Annotated in this window: 23 protein-coding genes; 10 read left to right on the top strand and 13 right to left on the bottom strand. The window is 64.7% G+C overall.

Annotated features, from left to right (window positions below; genetic code table 11):
* Nucleotides 1-68 precede the first annotated feature (68 nt).
* A complete protein-coding gene (locus ACO6D5_RS00290) occupies nucleotides 69-2531 on the bottom strand; it encodes a penicillin acylase family protein (RefSeq protein ID WP_485824287.1) in 2463 nt (820 codons plus the stop codon).
* A 294-nt stretch (nucleotides 2532-2825) separates the two neighbouring features.
* Nucleotides 2826-3416, bottom strand: coding sequence for a cysteine hydrolase family protein (locus tag ACO6D5_RS00295; protein ID WP_485824340.1), 591 nt, complete (start codon nucleotides 3414-3416; stop codon nucleotides 2826-2828).
* Between the two features lie 261 nt (nucleotides 3417-3677).
* Between ACO6D5_RS00295 and ACO6D5_RS00300 the strand changes: the two genes are divergently transcribed.
* Nucleotides 3678-4733: a hypothetical protein gene (locus ACO6D5_RS00300; protein WP_485824288.1), complete on the top strand. Its 1056-nt coding sequence runs from the start codon at nucleotides 3678-3680 to the stop codon at nucleotides 4731-4733.
* A gap of 7 nt (nucleotides 4734-4740) precedes the next feature.
* Here ACO6D5_RS00300 and ACO6D5_RS00305 read toward each other — a convergent pair whose 3' ends face one another.
* On the bottom strand, nucleotides 4741-5865 hold the full coding sequence (locus ACO6D5_RS00305) for an agmatine deiminase family protein (protein WP_485824289.1): 1125 nt from the start codon (nucleotides 5863-5865) through the stop codon (nucleotides 4741-4743).
* A 148-nt stretch (nucleotides 5866-6013) separates the two neighbouring features.
* Between ACO6D5_RS00305 and ACO6D5_RS00310 the strand changes: the two genes are divergently transcribed.
* Complete coding sequence (locus ACO6D5_RS00310; RefSeq protein WP_485824290.1) at nucleotides 6014-6877, top strand: LysR substrate-binding domain-containing protein; 864 nt, start codon at nucleotides 6014-6016, stop codon at nucleotides 6875-6877.
* A 106-nt stretch (nucleotides 6878-6983) separates the two neighbouring features.
* Here the strand turns inward: ACO6D5_RS00310 and ACO6D5_RS00315 are convergent, their stop codons facing one another.
* From ACO6D5_RS00315 to ACO6D5_RS00335, 5 genes are all read right to left on the bottom strand, one after another.
* Complete coding sequence (locus ACO6D5_RS00315) at nucleotides 6984-7367, bottom strand: DUF4148 domain-containing protein (RefSeq protein ID WP_485824291.1); 384 nt, start codon at nucleotides 7365-7367, stop codon at nucleotides 6984-6986.
* Between the two features lie 163 nt (nucleotides 7368-7530).
* Complete coding sequence (locus tag ACO6D5_RS00320; RefSeq protein ID WP_485824292.1) at nucleotides 7531-8616, bottom strand: LuxR family transcriptional regulator; 1086 nt, start codon at nucleotides 8614-8616, stop codon at nucleotides 7531-7533.
* A 294-nt stretch (nucleotides 8617-8910) separates the two neighbouring features.
* Complete coding sequence (locus tag ACO6D5_RS00325; RefSeq protein ID WP_485824293.1) at nucleotides 8911-10053, bottom strand: ABC transporter substrate-binding protein; 1143 nt, start codon at nucleotides 10051-10053, stop codon at nucleotides 8911-8913.
* Nucleotides 10043-11452 (bottom strand): sensor histidine kinase N-terminal domain-containing protein, encoded by a 1410-nt coding sequence (locus ACO6D5_RS00330; protein WP_485824294.1) that lies wholly within the window; start codon nucleotides 11450-11452, stop codon nucleotides 10043-10045. Before ACO6D5_RS00330 ends, ACO6D5_RS00325 begins: the two co-directional genes overlap by 11 nt.
* 4 nt (nucleotides 11453-11456) lie before the next feature.
* On the bottom strand, nucleotides 11457-12161 hold the full coding sequence (locus tag ACO6D5_RS00335; RefSeq protein WP_485824295.1) for a response regulator: 705 nt from the start codon (nucleotides 12159-12161) through the stop codon (nucleotides 11457-11459).
* Between the two features lie 226 nt (nucleotides 12162-12387).
* On the opposite strand from ACO6D5_RS00335, the gene ACO6D5_RS00340 reads away from it, so the two are divergent.
* Nucleotides 12388-13728 carry a CitMHS family transporter gene (locus ACO6D5_RS00340; protein ID WP_315526646.1) on the top strand — a complete coding sequence of 447 codons (1341 nt, stop codon included), beginning with the start codon at nucleotides 12388-12390 and terminating at the stop codon, nucleotides 13726-13728.
* Between the two features lie 37 nt (nucleotides 13729-13765).
* Nucleotides 13766-14506, top strand: coding sequence for an SDR family oxidoreductase (locus ACO6D5_RS00345; RefSeq protein WP_315526647.1), 741 nt, complete (start codon nucleotides 13766-13768; stop codon nucleotides 14504-14506).
* A gap of 12 nt (nucleotides 14507-14518) precedes the next feature.
* Here the strand turns inward: ACO6D5_RS00345 and ACO6D5_RS00350 are convergent, their stop codons facing one another.
* The 5 genes from ACO6D5_RS00350 to ACO6D5_RS00370 all read right to left on the bottom strand — a co-directional run bounded on the left by ACO6D5_RS00350 (nucleotide 14519) and on the right by ACO6D5_RS00370 (nucleotide 17530).
* Complete coding sequence (locus ACO6D5_RS00350; protein ID WP_485824296.1) at nucleotides 14519-14923, bottom strand: GCN5 family acetyltransferase; 405 nt, start codon at nucleotides 14921-14923, stop codon at nucleotides 14519-14521.
* 71 nt (nucleotides 14924-14994) lie between these two features.
* Nucleotides 14995-15387: a type II toxin-antitoxin system HicB family antitoxin gene (locus ACO6D5_RS00355; protein ID WP_485824297.1), complete on the bottom strand. Its 393-nt coding sequence runs from the start codon at nucleotides 15385-15387 to the stop codon at nucleotides 14995-14997.
* Nucleotides 15388-15437: 50 nt separating this feature from the next.
* Entirely contained in the window at nucleotides 15438-15620 is a 183-nt protein-coding gene (locus ACO6D5_RS00360) for a type II toxin-antitoxin system HicA family toxin (protein ID WP_485824298.1), read from the bottom strand.
* A gap of 111 nt (nucleotides 15621-15731) precedes the next feature.
* The gene (locus tag ACO6D5_RS00365) at nucleotides 15732-17027 is read right to left on the bottom strand and encodes a hypothetical protein (protein ID WP_485824299.1); all 1296 of its coding nucleotides are present in this window, start codon (nucleotides 17025-17027) and stop codon (nucleotides 15732-15734) included.
* Between the two features lie 59 nt (nucleotides 17028-17086).
* Nucleotides 17087-17530 (bottom strand): hypothetical protein, encoded by a 444-nt coding sequence (locus ACO6D5_RS00370; protein ID WP_315526652.1) that lies wholly within the window; start codon nucleotides 17528-17530, stop codon nucleotides 17087-17089.
* A 460-nt stretch (nucleotides 17531-17990) separates the two neighbouring features.
* On the opposite strand from ACO6D5_RS00370, the gene ACO6D5_RS00375 reads away from it, so the two are divergent.
* From ACO6D5_RS00375 to ACO6D5_RS00400, 6 genes are all read left to right on the top strand, one after another.
* On the top strand, nucleotides 17991-18194 hold the full coding sequence (locus tag ACO6D5_RS00375) for a cold-shock protein (protein ID WP_006223700.1): 204 nt from the start codon (nucleotides 17991-17993) through the stop codon (nucleotides 18192-18194).
* Nucleotides 18195-18234: 40 nt separating this feature from the next.
* Nucleotides 18235-18492 (top strand): hypothetical protein, encoded by a 258-nt coding sequence (locus ACO6D5_RS00380; RefSeq protein WP_315526653.1) that lies wholly within the window; start codon nucleotides 18235-18237, stop codon nucleotides 18490-18492.
* A gap of 131 nt (nucleotides 18493-18623) precedes the next feature.
* Complete coding sequence (locus ACO6D5_RS00385) at nucleotides 18624-19160, top strand: hypothetical protein (protein ID WP_485824300.1); 537 nt, start codon at nucleotides 18624-18626, stop codon at nucleotides 19158-19160.
* Nucleotides 19161-19260: 100 nt separating this feature from the next.
* Nucleotides 19261-19617, top strand: a complete 357-nt coding sequence (locus ACO6D5_RS00390; protein WP_315526655.1) for a gamma-glutamylcyclotransferase — start codon at nucleotides 19261-19263, stop codon at nucleotides 19615-19617.
* A 136-nt stretch (nucleotides 19618-19753) separates the two neighbouring features.
* Nucleotides 19754-20299 (top strand): sigma-70 family RNA polymerase sigma factor, encoded by a 546-nt coding sequence (locus tag ACO6D5_RS00395; protein ID WP_315526656.1) that lies wholly within the window; start codon nucleotides 19754-19756, stop codon nucleotides 20297-20299.
* Nucleotides 20296-21261, top strand: coding sequence for a FecR family protein (locus ACO6D5_RS00400; protein WP_485824301.1), 966 nt, complete (start codon nucleotides 20296-20298; stop codon nucleotides 21259-21261). The genes ACO6D5_RS00395 and ACO6D5_RS00400 overlap by 4 nt, the downstream gene beginning before the upstream one ends.
* Nucleotides 21262-21287: the final 26 nt, after the last annotated feature.

The raw sequence follows: 21287 nt of genomic DNA on the forward strand, positions 1-21287 counted from the left end.
ATGAAAAATGCCGGGCCGCGACATCGTCCTTGCGTCGCGGCCCGGCGCCGGTCAGTCATGCCGCCTTCTCACTGCCCGGACGGCCGCAGCGTCAGCGTATCCGCGCGCTCGCTGTCCACCTTGGCGCGGCTGAAGGCCATGGGGAAGTACTCCCCGGTGGCCCAGCCCTTCAACAGATCCTGATAATGCGGACTGCGCGGATCCGCGGATTGCCCCGGCACGTTCTGGACGCGCGAGTTGTCCCAATTGGCCACGTCGATCACCTGGCGGTACGACGAGCCGCTGATCTGGCGGAAATCGCTCTTGCGGAACGTGCCGCGATGCACCGTGTCGTTGTCGCCGCCAACCGGATAGCGCGGGGTGCCATAGGCCTTTGCCGTGTCGGGCGGCAGCAGGCTGGCCAGGCTGTGCTCGAACTGGATGTGATGCAGCTTGCCCCATTGCCATTGCGTCGAATCCGGCCCCAACGCGGTGCGCAGCTTCTGCACGCCGTCGGCCAGCGCCTGCAGCAGCAGCGCGTCCCGGCCTTGCTCCGGCCGGGGGCCGAACGCGGCATCGGGGGTAGCCAGCTTTTCCAGCGTCTTGCGGGTGGAAAGTTCGCCGAAGGCGGCGCGCCCGTTTGCCGGCACGTAAAGATCCGTCACGCGCTTGACGACTTCCGGCAGCCAGAACGCGTAGACCGAGGCGGCCCGCGACTCGGTGTCCATGCGGGCGTCCCAGTCCTTGAGCAGACCCAGGGCGTCATTCAAGGCGGGGTCGGCGGCGTTCAGGGCCTTGGCATAGCCCATCAGCGTGCGGGCGGGTATGGACAGATTGTCGTACTGCAGGTCTTGGGACTGCTGCACCGTCAGGCCTTTGCCGTCGGCCAGCACTTCCCGGATGCGCTGCACGCGATAGGGTTCGGCCCAGGTGCGCGCCGACATTTCCTTGTAGGCGAAATCGGCGGGCAGGTTGTATTCATTGGCGGTCGCCACATAGCCTTCGGGCGGGTTGAAAGCCCTGGGCAGCGCGCTGCCCGGCAGAATGCCGCGCCATTCGAAATCGCCGTTGCCCGGCACCGGCAACATGCCCGACCAGTCGCCGCGCGGACGGATCGGCGCGATGCTGCCGCCAAACCAGCCGATGTTGCCGTCCACGTCGGCATACACCATGTTTTCGCTGGGCGTGTAGTGCTTTTCCATGCCGGCGACGAACTCGTTCCAGTTCTGCGCCTGGTTCAGTCGCAGGCTGGCCAGATAAGCCGCCGTTCCGGGGTACTCCAGATAGGCGGCGCGCAGGGCATAAGCCTTGTGACGCACCAGGTCTTCGTGGATGACCGGACCGTGGCGCGTGAACTTCAGGCTGCGGACGGCGGGCGTCGCTCCGCGCACAGGGATGGACTCGTCGACCTGGCGCATCTTTTCCCAGCTGCCCTGGTAGCGGTATTCGCCGGGATTGGCCGGATTGGTGTCATAGACGTAAAGGTCTTCTTCGTCGCCGAACGCGAAGATCGTCAACCCGAAGGCGATGCGGTCGTTGTGGCCCATGGACACCCCGGGCAGCGCGGGTTCTCCGGCGCCGATCACGTTCCAGCCCGGCGCGTTCAAGTGCACCATGTAGCGCAGCGACGGCATCGTGATGGACCGGTGCGGATCGCCGGCCAGGATGGGCTTGCCGCTGGCGGTGTGCTGGCCGCCAATCGTCCAGTTGTTGCTTTCATAGCGCGTCGCCGTCGGATCGAAATCCGTGTCCAGCGATGCCAGGCGGCCTTCCGACAATGCGCTGGCGAGCTTCGCGCGTTGATCCTCCGCCAACGGACTGCGCGGGAAGTCGGCCGCGACGAATTTCTGGCCGTCGCGCGCCAGGGTGTAATTGGCAAGGACCGACTTGTCGATCTGCCGCACGTCCAGGCCTTGCGGCACCTGCAACGCCAACGGCGGCTCGAACGTGCTCAGCCCCTGCACGTTGTTCAGCCCCAAGCTGGCGATCTGTTGCGCCATCTTGACTTCCTCGTTGAGGTTGCGCGTCAGCGCGTAGATGCGGATCAGCGATGTCTCAGGACTCCAGTACCCGGGTTCGGTGCCGGTCAGCTTGAATTCCGGCGGCAGTTGCTCCGGATTGGCCTTTACCCAGTTCACATAGGCGTTGATGCCGTTGGCGAACGCGGTCAGGATGGCCTTGCCTTCAGGGTGGTAACTGGCGAATTCGGCTTGCATGTCGCCACGGAACAGGAACAGGCGCGCGGCGCGGTCCTGTTCGATGAAGCGCGGACCGAACTGTTCGGCCATCTTGCCTTCGCCCTGTCGACGCCACAGGTCCAGTTGCCACAAACGGTCGCGCGCGGCGCTGAAACCCTGGGCAAAGAACAGGTCGTTCTGGTTCTGCGCATAGATGTGCGACACGCCGTGCTTGTCCCTGACGATCTCCACGGGCTGGGAAAGCCCGGCCATATCGATCGTGTCTTTCTTGCCGCCGGGCGCGGCGCAGCCGGCCAGAACGACAATCAGCCCGCTCGCCAGCAATGCGGCGATCCTGCGATTAAGAAAACGCATGGCTCCTCCTCCGGTTTATTGCTTTTGTATATGCCTGTGGGGGGCCGGAGCGTCGTGCCGCCGGATGTCCCTGCAAGCAAGCCATACAACTAAATCAGGCGAGGCGTCAGAGATGTTTTATTTGATGAATATTGGGAAAGCTTGTAACGCTGAAAAAGGCGGGGCATGACCGCCATCTTGCGCGAGCCGGACTCGTGGCGTCGTTGCCGATCAGAAGGGCAAGCCTGAACGCTCGCGTGGGAAATTGCAGTTTGATACGTTTTAAGGCGGCCTGGGCGCGTCCATGCAACACGGCTACGTGGCAGCTGAGTGATGCCCCGGCCGCGCGGAGGGTTGACTGAGCCAGGACAAGGCCTCGGCCAGCGACAGCACCGTCGTGCGCGACGCGAATGCCGTCGCAAAAAGGTGGTCGTGCACTACCGGATCGGGATCGTAGCAACAGTCCTTGACCGTCAGCAGGCGGAAGTCCGCATCGCTGGCGTGTGCCACCGACGACAGCACGACGCCCGTGGACGCGATGCCCACCATCATCAGCGTATCGATGCCTCGCGCAGAAAGCCGGACTTGCAGGTCGGTGCCGAAGAACACGCTGGCGCGATGCGCGATGATGAGGGGTTCGCTGGGCAACCTGCCGAGTTCCGGCGAGAGTTCGTCGCCCACGAAAAGCCCCAGCTGCTTGATCCCTTGTCCGTTTTTGTTCAACGGGCTGACTTCGGGGTAGCCGGGGCTGAACTGGATATTGGCGAAATAGACGCTGACGCCAGTTTGCCTGGCTGCATTACATAGGCTGCGCGTGTTGGCGAGCAATGCCGGAGCGACTGACGGGAACAGGCCGAGGATATCGGTTTGATAGTGCATGACCAGCAGCGCCGTCCTCTCCGGCATCACCGCGTCGTGTTCGAGCGGGCGTTGCGTCGCCGCGGCGGCCTGCGCCGCGGCTATCCGGTCGTCCGGATCGGCTTGCCCGATTTCAGTGGATGGCGGCATGGGAAGTACGCAGTCAAAAAGGACGATTCAATCTACCACGCGGAAAGTCGGCGAAGCACGTCTTTTCCGGGATAGGCCCTTCGGTACACTCCGTACCAAGACGCCTTGCTTTCGGTCTCTTCGTTCGCGCCCCTTCTCCCCATTTCGCCTGCCTACGCCATGTCTAGCCCCATCGCCGATCTCATTGCCGCGGTAAGCCCGCCCGTCCTGACCTTTGACGATCTGGAATCCTTGGAGCAATTCTTCAACCGCCCCGAAGTCCGCGCGTTTTACGTGCACGCGCAAGACGCGTCATACACCGCCGCATCCCTGCAGGCCTGCGCGGATCTGCTGCCCCGGCTTCACCCCAACCGGGCATCGGCCCTGGCGCTGATGTGCGGGTCCCTGGTGGAAGACGACGCCGATCCCACGATCCTCTTCCCGACGTTGCAATCGCTGCTGCGCCAGTGGCTGCAGACCCTGCGGCCCTATTGCGCGCAGGAAGTGGAAGCGGACGATGACGAGGTCGAGGAATCCGACCGCCAGGCCTGGGCCGATGCGCAAGCGACGATTGCGGCCGTCCCGGAAGACGAGCGCTGGCAGGTCGATGCCCTGCACGAATCCGTGGACGTCCTGGTCTTGCCGATGATGACGATGCTGATGCGCGACCAGGGCAACCACCACGCCTTCGTGTCGGACGAAGCCTTGATGGGGTTGCTATACCCCATGGCCACCAGCAACGACAGCTTGCCGTTCGAGCAGCTGCACTACTTGTGGATGGCCGCGCAAGTCAGCTACGTGGACGAATTGGTCGTGGTGATGCCCGCATCCCGGTCCGGCTTCGTCGCGCGAGCCCACGCCGTCAACAATACTTTCCATGCCTTCACGCTGCTGCAGATCATCATCGGCGAGCATGCCGAGGCCCTGGGCGTGAAGCGAGACATCGCACCGCGTCAGCCCGACATGGAGCGCGACACCGCCGACTTCCAATGGCTGCAGATCGACGCCTATGCAGGAGGCGAACTGGTCCAGCCGATGCGGTGGGCCTGGGGCGAAGCGGCGCTGCGCCACAACACGGCGAAACACGGCAAACGCGTGCTGGTGGCGCTTGAGACCGAAGAGGGCACCCAGCGCAATTGGTCGGGATTCAACGGCATCATCCACGACGCGCAGCAGCCGTCGATGACTTTCAAGCGCTTTCTGACGGCCGAAGAGGTGGCCGCTTACCTGGCTTGACCAGGCGTCAGGCCGCAGGCAGCTGGTTCGTCACGCAGTGGATGCCGCCGCCTCCCGAGGCGATGGCATCGATATCGATCTGCACGACCTTGCGGCCGGGATATAGCCGCGCCAGCAAGTCCCGCGCCTTCGTGTCCGCGGCCGGGTCGCCGAATTCCGGTGCGATCACTGCGCCATTGATGACGAAGTAATTGATGTAGCCGGCTGCGAAATCGTCATTGCCGTCCAGGAACTTGCTGCGCCGCGGGTGCAGCGGCGGGCTTACGGTGTGGATTTCCAGCGGATTGCCGTCGGCATCGGTCGCGCGGCGCAAGATATCCAGATGCTTGCGCGTCAAGGCGTAGTCGTACGAGTCCGGATCCATGTCCAGGTTGGCGACGACAATGCCGGGGCGCACGAATCGCGCATAGAAGTCCACGTGAGCGTCGGTGATGTCTCGGCCTTTGATGCCGGGCAGCCAGATGATCTTGCGCAGGCCCAGGCAACGCTTGAGTTCGTCCTCGACCTCAGCCTTGGTCCATTCGGGATTGCGGTTGGGGTTGATCCAGCTGCTTTCGGTCATGATGCCGGTGCCGCGGCCGTCGACTTCAATGCCGCCGCCTTCGCCGATCAGGTCGCTTTGCACATACTCCGCGTCGGCGAGTTCCACGGTTTCGGCGGCGATCCTGGCGTCGGAGGCATGGCGCTGCTTGTTGCCCCAGCCGTTGAAGTTGAAGTCCACGCCGGCCACGCCGCCTTGTCCGTTCAGGACGAAGTTCGCGCCGATGTCGCGCATCCAGATATCGTCGAGGCGGGTTTCTACAAACGTGACATTGGCCGTGCCGCAATGGCGCTGGGCCTGCTGCAGCTCGCCCGCGCGGCAAAACACGGTGACGGGCTGAAAGTCAGCAATGGCGCGGGCGATGCGGCCCAACGCGGCCTGGACGTCAGCGGTGATGTCGTCCCAGATGGCGTCCTGGGCGCCAAACGCGATGAAGGCGCGTGCCTGGGAAGCGCTTTCATCGGGCATGCGCCAGCCGGATCCGGGTGCGGCCCGGGCGGCGGGCGTCAGCAGGCCCAGACCGAGCGCGGCGGCGGCGCGAACGCCGAAAAGCAGGGAGGCTTGTTGGATGAGTCGACGGCGGGATGGCACGGGGGCTCCTGGGTTCAGATTTGAATTGATAAATGATGGTTATGAAAAAGAAAGGCGTGCACACCCCTTGAGAAGCAGTGTATTGCTGGGTAAAAGACTCGAACAAGCGATATATTTAGTGGAATTATAATTAGCAGGGCTTATCAATATGCTTAAACACTGGCCTGCACTGAACGTGCTGCGGGGCTTCGAGGCGGCCGCCCGCCTGGGCAGCTTCCATAAAGCCGCCAACGAACTGCACCTGACGCAATCGGCGATCAGCCAGCAGGTTCGCAGCCTGGAGGACTTGTTGGAGCAGCCCTTGTTCTTCCGCCAAGGGCGCACGGTGGCATTGACCGATGCAGGCTGGGACCTGCTGGCCACGACGCAGGCGATGTTGCAGCAATTGGCCGCCGGCATCCGCAGGCTGGACCAATACCGCAAGCCGGACCAGTTGATTGTGAACACGACGCCGGCGTTTTCGCGGCACTGGCTGCTGCCCAGGCTGAAGGCGTTCCGCGAACGGCATCCCCAGGCGGACTTGTGGCTCTACACCAGCGAGGCCGCGCCGGATATGGCTAAGCAGACGGTGGATGTGGCGATTCGCGATGACCTGGGCCCGCAGACGGATTGCGCGTTCCGGGTGCTGGTGGAAGACCGCCTGTATCCGGCGTGCCACCCCAGCTTGTTGGCGGACAGCGCCGGCGCGCCCGCTACCCTGCATGGCGAACGGGAGATGGACTGGAGCCATTGGGAAACGCAGGGCGGGGCCGATGTGGGCCAGCGCGGACAGGGCATGAATTTTTCGGATCCTGGCCAGTTGCTGGACGCCGCCCGGGAGGGCTTGGGCATGGCGCTGGTCAGTGCGTTGCTGGCTGCACGCTGGCGCGCTGACGGCTCGTTGGCGGCGCTCTCCGAGCAGACGGTGCGAGGGCCGAAGTGGTCCTGGCTGGTGCATCGGGACAGCCAGGACGAGCCGTCGACGCACGCGTTTTGCGAATGGCTGGGCAGGGAACTGGGGGCGACGCCCTAGCGCCTGACGGGCAGGCGTGGGCCGTCGCGCCCGGACGGACCGCCCGCCAGCCTGGCCGTCCGGGCGCCAACGGCAGGCGGGTGCCGCAAAGGGCGCGGCAAAGGCATTACCACTTGCCCGGGCTGCGCGTTTGCGATTGCATTTGCTGCGAGGTGGCCGGTCTGACCGTTTCCACGTATTTCCGATAGCTGGCGACGTACTCGGGGCTGTTGATGTCCGGCGTGTTGTCGCTGTTCCAATTTCTTTCGACGCCGGATTGCTTCCAGGCGGCCAGGTCGCGCATGACATCGTCGCGGCTCAGGGCGATGTTCGGCTCGGGCGTGGCGGTGGTGGGGGCGGCTCCCATTTGTGCAGCGGCGGGGCCGGACAGCAGCGCAAGGGCCGCCAGGGCGACAGGAAGGGCGGCGCGGAGGGTCAGGATGGGCTTCATGAAGTGCTCCTTGATGACAAGCGTGATCGCAGCTTTTCCGGTGTCCTTGACGGGATGCATGGGGTGCAGCCTTGGGCAAGGACCGCTGCGGGACCGGAATGCCCCCTCTCTCATGGCTTCGGACTCATCGTAGGGCCGCATGGGTGCAGGCCGCATACTCAAAATTGAGTACGCCCGCAGGTGTCCGGGGCAGCGATCTTCCGGCTTTTGGGGGGCGTGCGATCTACAGCAAGGAGGCCAAGCGGACCAGTTCCGCCTGGCGGCTGCATTCCATTTTGCTGAGGAGCGATGCGACCTGCTTGCGCACGGTCAGCACGGAGGCCTGGCGCAGGATGGCGACTTCCTCCACGCTATGGCCGGCGGCAAGACCGGCGAGGACGGCGGCTTCGGCATGCGTGATGGCAAACACGGATTCCAGCTTGGAGACGTCGGGCATGGCGAACGCGCTCCTTCTTCGCATGCGGATCAGCAACATCTTGCCGCCGATCAAGCTCAATGCGTCTGGCGCGGGGCTGATGTCGATCCAGAAAAACTCCCCCCAGCCGGACGCGGTGGCCAGCGATCGCGTTTTCCCGTCCCGGACGGCCGCGGCGCAGTTGGCATCGAACAAGCGCTGCACCTTGGGGTCGGCGTGCCGCAGCTTTCCGCCGCGCACCGCCCAGCCATGGGCGTCGTCCAGATACCGCGCCGCCAGCGCGGACATCTCGTTGACCATGCCCTCCTTGCTGATCAGCAAGATGGCCTCGTCCAGTTCCGAGAAGGCGCGTTCGATCGATTGCCAGCCGACGGCCAGCGCTTTTTCGCGCTGCGCGAGGTGGCTTTGCAGCGTGCGGAAGTATTGGGCGAAATCGCCGGATTGCAGGCGCTGGCTGGCCTTGGGGTCGACCGTTGCGCGCTGAAAGCCGATGGAGGCGTGCAGGACGGTGTTCGATTCGACGATCAGGCTCAGTATCTGCGCCATCCGGTGCTTGACCATGAAGTCCGTATAGAACTCCGTGCGTTGCAGCTGGGCGGGGCTGTACATGTGCGCCGTGTCCAGCCAGGTGCCGGCCGGGGCCCGCCGGGAGTCCTGTTCCAGGATGTCGCAACGGTGGTAATGGCCTTGATAATCGGCGAAGCACGCGTCGGAAAAGCCGATGGCGGACAAGTTCAGCAGCTTGTTGCGGGCATCGAAGACGATCAGCGTGCCGCTGTCCGCGCCGACCAGGTCGCGGGCGGTGCGCAGAATGTCTTGCCAGGGCGGCTCGGGGTCGGTCAGGTGATGCACGGCGTCGATCGCGCGCCGCAAAACAATCTGATGCTCGGCCATGGTGTGCCTCCAACGCTGGTTCAACCGTAATCGCTGCTACGTGTCTCAGGTGCTGGTGGGAAGCTTCGGCCTCTTCGGGCCAAAGCGGCGCTCGGCTGCTGCCGATCAGAGCGGAAGGGTTGGCGGTGTAGGGCGCATGGATATCGGCCGCCGCGGACCCAAGCGGAAATTATCCTCGCAAAACGGCGGCGAAGGACAGATTCGCTGCGAGCGGGGCCGGGGAAAAAGGCCGCTCCTGTCGCGCGTGGTGCAGCCGCACCGGGATATTTCCACCGGATGGGACCGGCAGGCGCCCTAGGGCTTGGCGTCTGCCGCAGCGGCAGGCATTACCGCCACCCGCCAGAAATCCAGGAAATGGCGTTTTTTCAGCGGGTCCAGATACACCAGCAATCCCACGCCCAGGCCCATCGGGCGCACGCCTGCCGCAGGAACGACGGATGCGCTGACGGGCCGCATGCCGGATTGCCGGGCGACCATTTCCTGTCCGCGTGCCGACAGCAGATAGTCCAGGAGCAGGGCGCCCAGGTCCGCGCGCGGCGCCTGCTTGGGAATGACCGCCGATCGTGACAGCATCAGCGTGTAGTCCTGCGGGTAGATGATCGCCAGCGGCGCGCCTTGGTCGATGCGGTGCCGGGTGTAGGACTCCAGCAAGTTGTAGGCCAGCGTGATGTCGCCGCGCTCGAGCTTGTCCAGGGCGTCTTCGGTGGACTGATGGACCGTGACGCCGCTGCGTCCCAGCGCCGCCAGCAGTGCGCCGGCCATGCTGTCGAGCCGCGTGTCCTGCGTGGCGGCCAGATAGCCGATGCCGCTGCCCTGGACGTCGTACGTCGAGATCCTGCCGGCCAGGGGCTGGTCCGGGGCCTGCAGCAGCGACAGCAGTTCGCGGCGAGTGTGCGGGGCGCGGGCGGCGTCGAGCTTGCGCGTGTTGTAGACCATCACGATGGGATCGGTGCCGATGCTGAAGACCTCGTCGCGCCAGTTGGCCCACGCGGGCAGCGACCGGGTCTCGGGCGAGACGTGGGCTTGCGCGTAGCCGTCGTTGACCAGCTTGGTCTGCAAGTCCATGGCGCTGCTGATGATCAGGTCCGGGCCGGATTTGGCGGCCCCCGTCCCTTGGCCGCGGGCCACGGTTTCGGCGTAGAGCTCCTGCGTCGTCAGTTCGGTGTATTCCAGGCGAATCGTGGGGTTCAGCCTGCTGAAGTCTTCCAGCACGCCTTTGAAGACCTGCACGCTGTTGGACGCGTGCAGGACCAGCACGTTTTTGCTGTCGGCCGGGCCCAGCGTCAGGCCCGGGCCGCTGGCTTCCTGGGCGTGCCCGACGGGCAGGATCAGCAGCAAGGCCGCCGCCGCGGCCAACCCGCGGACGAATCCGCGACTCAAGCCGCGACTCAATCCGCAGGCCAGCCCGCGCAGGGATGACAAGGCGCTACGCATCATAGGGGCCGGCCGGTAAGGTGATGACGGCGTCCAGGCCGCCGCCCACGCGGTTGCTCAGGCTGAGCTTGCCGTGATGGATGTCCACCACGCGTTTGATGATGGACAGGCCCAGGCCGGCGCCGGGCGTGCGCGGATTAGGGCCGCGCGCAAAGCGTTCAAAGGCGGTGTTGGCCAAGGCGGGTGCAATGCCAGGCCCCTGATCGGACACGGTGATCCGCCAGGAGCCGTCGAGGCGGTCCAGGCGGATGTCGATGTGGCCGTCGACGCTGGCGCCGTGGCGCAGCGCGTTGTCGATCAGGTTCTTGAAGGCTTCGCGCAGCATCAGGCTGTCGCCCTGGATGTGCGGCGCTTCGCCGGCTGCCGCGCCGGGCAGGTGCAGCCGCACGTCGGGCTGGGGATCGGCTTGCGGGATGGTGTCGTAGGCCGCCTGGCTCAGCAACTCGGCCAGGTTCACCGGCTGGAACTGTTTGACATTGCTGCGGTGGATGACGCTGGCGTCGCTCAACAGCTGGTTGACCAGGCGCGACAGCTTTTCCGCATTACGCAGCACGGCCAGCAGGCTGCGGCGCTGTTCAGCGGCGTCTTCTTCATCCAGCGCCACTTCCATCTGCGCATGCAGCGCAGCCAGCGGCGTGCGCAGCTGATGCGCGGCTTCGGCGATGAACAGGCGCAGCGTGTCCAGGTTATCCGACAGCCGCGCCATGAAGCCATCCAGCGCATGGACCAGCTTGTCCAGTTCTTCGGGGACGGGCGCGTGGATGGGATGCAGGTCCGACGCGCTGCGCGCGGCGAGTTCGCGTTCGATGCGCTGGATGGGCGACAACGAGCGCTGCAGGCCCCAATACGCCAGGGCCAGCGCTGCCGCGGTGAAACCCATCAGGGCCAGCGTGCCTTGCCAGAGGATGCCCTGCGCAAGCGTATTGCGCGCCTCGCGGGTTTGCGCAACCTGGATGACGGCCATCTCGGCGTTGCGGGGGCCAGCGACCTTGCGGGCCATCCAGGCGATGCGCACGGGCTCGCCCTGGTAGACGGCCGCATACAGTTGGGGGACGCCCGCGGTGCTGGCGGCGTCCAGCCCTGCCGGGGCGGGCAGGTCCCCATAACCCGAGATCAGGCCGCCGTCGCCAGCGGCCACGCGATAGAACACGCGGTCGCGCGGCGCTTGCTCCAACAGCGCCAGCGCGGCGTACGGCATGTCCATCTGCCATTCGCCCTGGACCAATTGCAGGCTGTCCGCCATCGACAGGACCGAGGCCCGCAGCAACTGGTCGTAGGTGGTGTCGGCGGTCTGCTGCGCATACCCGCGCACCAGCAGATAGAGCGCGCCCAGTCCCACGGCAAAGAGCGCCAGCAGCATGGTCAGCAGCCGGCGTCGGACCGAGAGGCGGCGGTGCTGCACCGGCTTAGTCCTGCGGCGTGTCGGGCGCGGCGGCGCCTGTGGCGTCGGCCGCGGTCAGCAGATAGCCGGTGCCGCGCTGCGTTTCGATGCGCAGCGGCGAGCCTTCCAGCTTGCGGCGCAGGCGGGCGATATAGACCTCGATGGCATTGGGGGCGGCATCGTCGTCGAAGGCGAACAGCTTGTTGGCGATTTCCGATTTGCTGACAGCGCGGTTCATGCCGGCCAGCAGGATCTCCAGCAGGCTGTATTCGCGCTTGGGCAGGTCGATGCGCTGGCCGGCCAGGGTCACCTGGCGGGCCGCGCTGTCGATGGTCAGGTCGCCAAACCGCTGCACGCCCGTGGCCTGGGCGATCGGCCGGCGCAGCAGGGCGCGGCAGCGGGCTTCCAGTTCGCGGAAGTCAAAGGGCTTGGCCAGGTAGTCGTCGGCGCCGGTATCCAGGGCGTGGACGCGGTCTTCGATGTCGATGCGGGCGGTCAGCGCCAGCACTGGCGTCTTGCTGCCGCGGTCGCGCAGGCGATGCAGGATGTCGAAGCCGGACATGCGGGGCAGCCCGATGTCCAGGATGACCAGATCGAAGGTCTCGTATTGGAGGACGCCGTCGGCGCTGAGGCCGTCGTTTTGAAGGTCCACGGCATGGCCGAGACGGCGCAGCCGGCGGACGATGGCGTCGGCCAGATCCTCGTCGTCTTCGATTACCAGGATGCGCATGGGTCCGATTGTAGCGTCCACGATCCCCCACGCCGCGCATGCTTGCTGCCCCCGAGGGGGCGCTTTCGGCTTGGGACGGTCCGGCGGCAAAAGGCGCAATCGCTGCATTGGGGTTTGCGGCAAAACGACAGGTTCCAGACAGCTTTTCTTCCTAGTCTTCGGCACCTGCTTCCCCCGCCGGAGGCAGTGCCACACACATAACAACGACTAGTCGGAGATACCCCTCATGCTTCTGACCCTGCTTGGCTTCGGCATGGTGATCACGTTCATGACGCTGATCATGACCAAGCGCCTGTCGCCGTTGGTCGCCCTGATCCTTGTCCCCATTATTTTTGCGTTGCTGGGCGGCTTTGGCGCCGGTATCGACAAGATGATGCTCGACGGCATCCGCAAGATTGCGCCCACGGGCGTGATGCTGATGTTCGCCATCCTGTATTTCGGGGTGATGATCGATGCAGGCCTGTTCGACCCCATCGTGGGCCGCATCCTGCGCGCGGTGAAGGGCGATCCCTTGAAAATCGTGGTCGGCACTACCGTGCTGGCCCTGGTGATCTCGCTGGACGGCGACGGTTCCACCACCTACATGATCGTGGTGGCTTCGATGCTGCCGCTATACCGCCGCCTGAAGATGAACGCGCTGTCCATGACCTGCCTGGCGATGCTGGCCAGCGGCGTCATGAACCTGACGCCGTGGGGCGGGCCGACGGCGCGCGCCGCCAGCGCCTTGCACGTGGACGCAGGCGACATCTTCGTGCCGCTGGTGCCGGTGATGGGCGTGGCGATCGTTTCGATCCTGGTCCTGGCGTTCTTCCTGGGCCTGCGTGAACGCCGCCGCCTGGGCGTGCTGTCGCTGCCCGATGGCGCGTCGCTGCATGCCGGCTACGACGAGGACGGCCCCAAGAATCTGCCCGAGATCGAAGTCGACCACGATCTGCGCCGCCCCAAGCTGCTGTGGGTGAACGCGGGCCTGACGCTGGCGTTGATGGTCAGCCTGGTGATGGGCATCCTGCCGCTGCCGGTGCTGTTCATGATCGCCTTCGCGGTGGCGCTGATCATCAACTACCCGAACCTGGCCGAACAGCGCCGCCGCGTCGCGCAGCATGCGGGCAACGTGCTCTCGGTGGTGTCGTTGATCTTCGCCGCCGGCATCTTCACCGGCATCTTGTCGGGCACGGGCATGGTGGAAGCCATGTCGCGCAGCCTGCTGGCCGTGATTCCGGATGCGATGGGCCCGTACCTGGCCGGCATCACCGCGCTGGTCAGCCTGCCGTTCACGTTCTTCATGTCGAACGACGCCTTCTACTTCGGGGTGCTGCCGATCCTGAGCGAAGCCGCCCAGGGCTACGGGATTTCGCCGGTGGAGATGGCGCGCGCGTCGCTGATCGGCCAACCGGTGCACCTGCTGAGCCCCCTGGTGCCGTCGACGTACCTGCTGGTCGGCCTGGCCGGCGTGGAATTCGGCGACCACCAGCGGTATTCGCTGAAGTGGGCCACGATGGTCTGCATGGTGATGCTGGCGGCCGCCCTGGCCTTCGGCCTGTTCCCCCTGGTGGGCGCGGTCGCTTGATCCGCGGCGTCTGCCGCACTTTCATAAAGGAACGTTCATGGCTTTGCGTATTGCTTACGTCACCAGCGGAATGGGCCACACGGGCACCGCGATCTGCCAGGCGCTGCATCATGCCGGACACCGCGTGGTGGCCGGCTGCGGTCCGCGTTCGTCGCGCCGCGACGGCTGGCTGAAGGAACAGAAATCCCTGGGCTACGATTTCATCGCCTCGGAAGGCGACGCGACCGATTGGGCGTCGACCGAAGCGGCGTTCGCCAAGGTCCGCCAAGAAGTCGGCGAGATCGATGTGCTGGTCAATAACGCCGGCTCGATGCTGGACATGCGTTTTCGCCAGATGGGCTATGCGGACTGGTCGGCCGTCCTGCGCAGCAACCTGGACACCTTGTTCAACAGCACCAAGCAGGTGGTCGACAGCATGGCCGACCGTGGCTGGGGGCGCATCATCAACATCGGGTCTGTCGCCGCCGAAAAAGGCCAGATCGGCCAGATCAATTACGCCACCGCCAAGGGCGCGGTGATCGGCTTCACGCGGTCGCTGGCGCAGGAAGTGGCGGCCCGCGGCGTGACGGTGAACCTGGTGTCGCCGGGCTTCATCGCCGACGATACCGTGAAGGCTTTCCCGCCCGCGCTGCTGGACCGCATCATCGAAAGCGTGCCCGTCGGACGGCTGGGCACCGCCCGCGACCTGGCCGGGCTGTGCGCCTGGCTGGCATCCGACGAAGCGGCTTTCGTGACGGGCGCCAACTATGCCATCAACGGCGGCGTGTACATGAGCTGAGCGCTGGCGCGCCTAGTGCGCGCGCGCTTTCAGGAAATCCGGGATGGACGTGGCGGTGCGCTTGCTGTCGGCCAGCCACTCCACGCGCCATTCGGTGATCCGCGCTTCGGTGTAATGCTCGAAGACGCCCGGCGTCGGTTCGTTGATGGATTCGAATTGCCGGACCAGCACCAGCGGCTGCTCCGCGCCCGGCGTCTCGTTGGCGCATTCGGCCGCGTCCTCGAACGTGGCGAACGCGTAGTAATAGTCGTCGCCTTCGTGCAAGTCTTCGCCCCCCGCATGCGGGTGCACCCACACGCGGTACTCCAGCACGTCGTCATAGAAATACCCGCCGCCGGACTTCGTCAGGGCGGGGTATTCGCCGACCTGATCGGGATCGATGGCGACGGGGTAGGGGGAAGGGGCGGAAGATGTCATGGTGCAGAATTCTGGCTGGGGATGATGGGGCGCGACATGCAGGGCGACACCTTATCCGATCTTTGGCGGAATTAGTGCGTCAACGCCAGGTGGGCGATATATCCGGAACGGCTCTCTCCGGCCGCGCGCGCCTTTGCGTCGATCCTGGCGAGTATTCGGCGAGGCAAGGTGATGTTGACGCGTTCTATGGTGTCATCCATCACAGCAGGATCGATTTCAACAATCGCCCAAATCCACCCTGCGAACTCCGGCTTCGATTGATGCGTGTGAATGCGGCCGGGTGGGGGCACAGGGTCGCCGCAGTCCAACGCAGACTCGATCCAAAGCTCTACTGCATCCTTGGCGTTCTCGATGGCTTCGTCGATGCCCGAGTCGGCGGCAGAAAAACAACCGGGCAGATCCGGGACGACAACGCCCCAGGCTTGCACGTCGCTACCGGGTTCTATGGCGATGGGGTATTTCATACATTTCCTTGGTAAGCAAAACGCACGTTTCAGCATTGGCTGCGATGCGTCTATTTCAGGCCTGCCTGCTTCAATATCGAGGCGACCAACCCGATTCCCAGGTCTTTCTTGGGATGAGGCACGGTGATGTGACCGGGTCTGTCTGCGTGGACGAATATATGGTCCGAGCCTCTGGCATGCCTGAATACCCACCCCGCCGGGCGTAGCTGCTTAATGATCTCTAGGCTGTTCATGATGTGAACCATACACACCATGGAAATGAAAAGAGTGCGCCCTCGAGATTTATCAGACGGCGCGACCGGCCAAAGGCCTCGTCATGCGCAAACGATCGGGAAACCCGCAGGCTACGTGCATTGCCACAGCTGCCCGCTCACGCGGCAGTCCGGGCACCAGAACGTGTAGTTGCAGCCGCCGCTGCCCCATAGCCATTCGCCACCGTCTGCCTGCGGCAATCCGGAATCCAGCTGCATGACGGCGGCCATGTCCTGTTGGCAGTCGGGGCAGGCGGGGTAGTCGGCGGACTGCACCCAACTGGGCGCGCCGCCGACGCGGCTGAGGTTCTGGCGGCCGTTCGATTCGCCCCAATCCTGGCAGGCCCAACGGGCGGGCGCGGCAAAGAGCTGGACCTCGGCGTCGAGCAAGGCGCCGGTGACAAAGTCGGGTGCCGACGGGACGCCGCGCTGCTGCGCCAGATGTGCACGGGCGAGGCCGTCGGCATCGTGCCGGAAGAACATCGGGCCGTCGCTACCCCAACCTTGGCAAGACAGGCATGTCGCGAATTCAATCGGGTTGGCGCTGTCGATCCCCGCCCGGGCGGGTTCGCGCAGAGACAGCAATCGATGCAGCGGCGCGTGGCAAAGACCGCAGGCGCTCGCAAGTTCGCCGCCCATGCGCGCATGCGTGACGGGCGGCGTGCCGGCGTTCCAGGTCGGATGGGCCGTGTGGATGTCGCGCCGCCAGGCGGGTTGTTCGGCCAGCATGCGCTTGCGCTGCGCGGCGCTGAATCCGATGTGCAGGGGCCGTTCCGTGTGCAGCGAGCGCAGGCCGTCGGCGCGCCGGGTGTAGCCGGCAAGCATCAGCCAGGATGCGGCAGCGGGATCTGAGGCATCGGGAAACAGGCGTGCGAACGCGTGCAGCACGGCGTCGGGCCGGCGCGAACGCAGCAAGGCGATGGCACGTGCCCGGCCCAGTGTTCCTTCGGTGGTATCGGGCTCAAGCGCAGCACACCACGCTTCCACTGTCGCGGCGTCCAACGCGCGCCAAGCCTGGCCATCAAGATATTCCGGACCGCCTTCGCCGGCGTGCGCGGCGGCCAGCAACCGTTCCCAATTGCCAGCGAAGACATGGGGGTATTGCAAGGCGGCGGAATCCAGCACGGCGCCAAGGACGTCGGATAGGTCCCCTGCCATTGCGCGCTGCCAGGCCAGGCCGACCGCGGCTGCATACGCGTCGTCGTCCATCAAGTCGAGCGCGGCGTCGATGAACGTGGCATTGGCGAGCGACCGGTCCAGCGCTTGCGCGACCAGATCGCCCAATGCCTTGGGGGCTTCACGATGCAGTTGCAGCGTTTGCGCCATGGGGTCGTTATTCTTCCAACCCAGGCGTTCGAAAGCATCCAGAATGGCGGTGGCGTCTTGCATGGGCGGGCCCTGAAAATTTCCAGGCGAAAAGCATATCCCATGCGGGCGACGCAGGCGCCTTATCGCCCCAGCTTCATCGACACGTCGGTATGCGTGCCGCGATCCAGGTCCGCACCCAGTGCCTGGTCCCAATCGGGCAGGTTCAGCAGTTCCTTGCCGATTTCGCCGGCTTCGATGCGGCGGGCGATGTCGTCCAGCAGCAAGGTGCGCGTGGCGAAGCCCTTGCCCTGCAGGTCTCGTGCGAACAGCCGGTACGTGAGGTTGGGTTCGGCGCCTTTCATGACGCCCAGGTCCAGGATGCGGCCCTGTTCATTGCGCATCAGCAGATGCCCGGGACGGGCGTAGATCCGATAGATGCGCCAGGGCGACGAGATGGCAGCGTGTTCGCGCTGTGGTTCCCGTTTGGGCTCGCCGCTGCCGCCGCGGGGCGGCATGGACGCGGGCGGAAGCAGTTTGACGCAGGCGTTTGCGAATTTGGCGATCGACCTTCTGAATGCGCTCACGCGTATTCTGCGGTCGGCGCGTACGCCATTGACGCGACGCGCGACATTCGAAGGGACTGCGGGACGTTATTGCGTGGGATGGGCATGGCCATACTCCTGTATGGCGACACGGCGAGGTAACGCGCGTTCAAGCACCATCGCACCAGCATACGCGCTTTACCTCGCGCGCGTATGTAAAAGCAGTGTTGGTTACGCAATAAGCAAACAACGGGGGGCATGCAGGCTTGCGGGCGCGGGTTTTCGGGGGAATAACCGGCAATTGGCGAGGAAAATAACTATTTGGTGCTAATCGGAAACGCCGATTGACTTTAAGAACCCCTGCACCCATAGTGGACTTGAAGCTTTTCGAGCATCGTGATTTTCGTCCGGTCTTGCACCCTTGGGGGCGCTTCATTGTTCGCAGTCCTTTCCTTGACAGGCTCATTTCGCGGGCGGTGCCCGCATTTAAAGGAAAGAGATTATGGAAACCGGAATCGTCAAGTGGTTCAACGACGCCAAAGGATTTGGCTTCATCATGCCCGAGAACGGCGGCAAGGATTTGTTTGCGCATTTCTCGGAAATCGTGAGCGACGGGCATAAGGTGCTGCTGGAGAACCAGCGCGTCAGCTATGTCACCGCGCAGGGCGCCAAAGGCCCGCACGCCACGCAAATCCGCGCTTTGTGAATGAAGGCCCTTGCGGCCTTTTGATCAAATAGGGGGTTTCATGTTTCACAACAATATGGTCTACAAGGGCTACCGGCTTACCGCCAGTGTTTCCCGGATTTCAGTCGGGGGCAGCGGCCGGCCCGCCTTCACCGCAACGGTTGCGGTGGAACTTGCGGCAGATCAGGACAAGCTCAACGAACATCACGCCGTACCGTTGTTCGCATCGGGTGGATTCGTTTCCAGCCCGGGAATGGCGGTGGATGCCGCGATCAATCATGGCAGGCTCGTGGTTGATGCGCATGCCAGGCCAGTTTGATGTCCGGCAGCATTGCGCTGCGCATATGCCTGACCGGGCCGCCCTGAATTCCACGGGCGGCCTTTTGTTTTTCAGCGGCGTTGTTTGATCCTGCCGCTGGTGCTTTCACCCCGCATGCCCAGGAGAATCACATGTCGAATCCAACCGGCAGGGCAAGCAGGGCGCGATGGGACGATTACGGCGGCGTGCGTTTTTCCGCGTTGGCCACGTCATTCGCGCTTGAGCAACTGGACGCTGCCGAGCAGCGCATCCTGGCTTATCTTGGCGCTTCCGTGCTCAACCAGTGGCAGGAACTTCCGCAAGACGCGCGGCAACGCATCCTGGCTCTTGGCACGGCGCAAGCCGACTTCGAGCCTGCCCAAGTGAAGATGCGCATTGCGCGTTTCATGGCGGCCGGCAGCAGCGGCCAGCCCGGAGACATGCCGCCTGTGCGCATGCGGCCGGGCATCACGCGCGTGGAACGCGACGATGACGATTTTGTCGATCGCGCCAAGACAGCGTACAAGCAGGATGGCGGCGCCGAAGCGCCGGCGCACTATAGCCACATCAACGAATTCGAGGGCAAGCGTGTCGTCGTCCTGCGCAACAAGCGCGGCGTGCTTGCCGTATACGAAGACGTGCAAGGCCGCGCGACGCGCCTGGCGCGCTGGCCGCTTTCCTGGGTGTAAGGGCGGGTCGGCCTCTTCATCGCAGCCGGCAGGCCTTTTGGATATATCGTGGACGCACTGGTGTAAATTTATTTCCCCACGATTATTCCCTGAAGGAACGATGGTGAATGACTCCCACGAAACGTCGATACTGCTTTTCTCGTACGGGACGCTGCAGGACAAGGCGGTGCAACTGGCCAATTTCGGCCGCGAGCTGACCGGGCGGCCCGATGCGATGACGGGCTATGTGCAGCACTGGGTGGCCATTACCGATCCCGAGGTCCTGAAGACCAGCGGCAAGGCGGAGCACCCCATCGTCTACGCCAGTTACGACCCGAAGGACGAGGTCCTTGGCACGGTGTTCGAAATCAGCCAGAAGGAACTGCATGCTGCCGACAGCTATGAAGTCTCAGACTACAAGCGCGTGTCGGTGCTGCTGAAATCCGGCGTGCATGCCTGGGTGTACATCAAAGCCTGAGGCGGCTTCGTCCGCCCGGCCTGAATTCGGGCGGTGTCCGATAAAGTTGATACAATAAGAATCATTATCATCTGATTCACGCCATGAAGACGCGCCTCGTTTCTGCCGGCGCGATGGATATCGACTTAGGGGCACCATGGGGGAGCGGTTCTTCGGCGTGATCGCCGAGGCGTATAAGGCGTGGAATACGGAACTGGTCGGTTTTCTGAACCGGCAGCTCAAGCGTTCGCCGGATACCGCCAGGGATTTGGCGCAAGAGACATTCGCCAAATGGCTCGCTGCCAGCCACAGTGCCGAGCCGCCGGAAAAGCCGCGCGCCTATTTGTACGAGATCGCTCGTAACTTGCTGCGCGACCATTGGCGCCGTGAAGGCGTGCGGGGCGAGCATGTGGTGGCCAGCCTTGACGACCAGGGTTTCGAGCCCCCGGCAGACAGCCTGATTGCGCACGCCGGACAGCAACCCGAAGCACGCGCCGACGTGAACCAGCGGCTGCGCTTGCTGCAGGCCGCCATTGACGACATGCCGCCGCGCCAGCGCGAGGCCTTTCTGCTTTATCGGTATGATGAGCTCCGTTGCGAGGACATCGCCGACCGCATGGGCATATCGGTGCGGGCAGTCGAAAAGCACCTGCAACTGGCTCTGGCGCATTGCAAGCGCCGTGTCCACGGCGAAGCGTCATGACTGAATCCCACCCCCTATCCGCTGTTGAAGAGGCCGCAAGCGCATGGTTCATGCGCCGTCGGGATGGCGTGTCCGACCTCCGCGAGGAACAGGCGTTCCAGGCCTGGCTCGCGCAATCGCCGTTGCACCGACAAGAATACGAACACCTGACCCAGGTTTGGGACGACATGGCCGCGCTGCCGCGCCACGCAGCCGTGCGCGCGCCGGCACCCGCGATGCGTGCGGCGGCGCCGCGCCGTCCGGCATTCGTGCGCTGGGGCGGTGCGTTGGCCGCCTTGCTGCTGGCGGCCGGCGCGGCCTATCAGTACCTGCCCGTCAGCTATACCTCGGTCGCCAACGCCTCGACGCAGACCCGCTCGCTGGAGCTTCCCGATGGCACGCGGCTGCACGCCAACGTGGGCACACGCCTTAGCGTCCGTTATACGCTGGCCGAGCGGCATATCCGCATCGATGCGGGCGAGGTCTATATCGATGCCGCCACCGACCGCCGGCCGCTGACCGTGGCCGCGGGCGACGCGCAGCTGCGCGACATCGGCACCGAATTCAATGTGCTGCTGCTGCCGGATACGCTGCAGGTCGGCGTACGCAGCGGCCAGGTGATGCTGGACGTCGGCGGACCAGACCGTTCGGCGCGGCAGACCCTGAAGGCGGGCGACTCCGTGCTGATGGCGCGGGCCGACGCCCGGCTGCTGCGCCGCCTGCAGGTGCCGGCCACGGAAATCGGCGCGTGGCAGGATGGCGTGGTGGTTGTGCATGACGTCACCTTGCAGCAGTTGGCGGGTTATCTGGGCCTGTACCGCGACGCGCCGGTGCGCTTCGCGGATGAGCGGGCCCGTGGCTTGCGCTTGTCGGGCACGCTCGATTTGCGCCAGCCCGAGGCGTTTCTCGATATGCTGCCCGGCCTGCTGCCGGTGACGCTGAGCCGGCGCCCGGATGGCGCGGCAGTGATCGCCAGCCGCTGATCCCGCTTTGCGCTTGAGAGTGCGAA

It is taken from the genome of Achromobacter sp. (assembly GCF_057314935.1).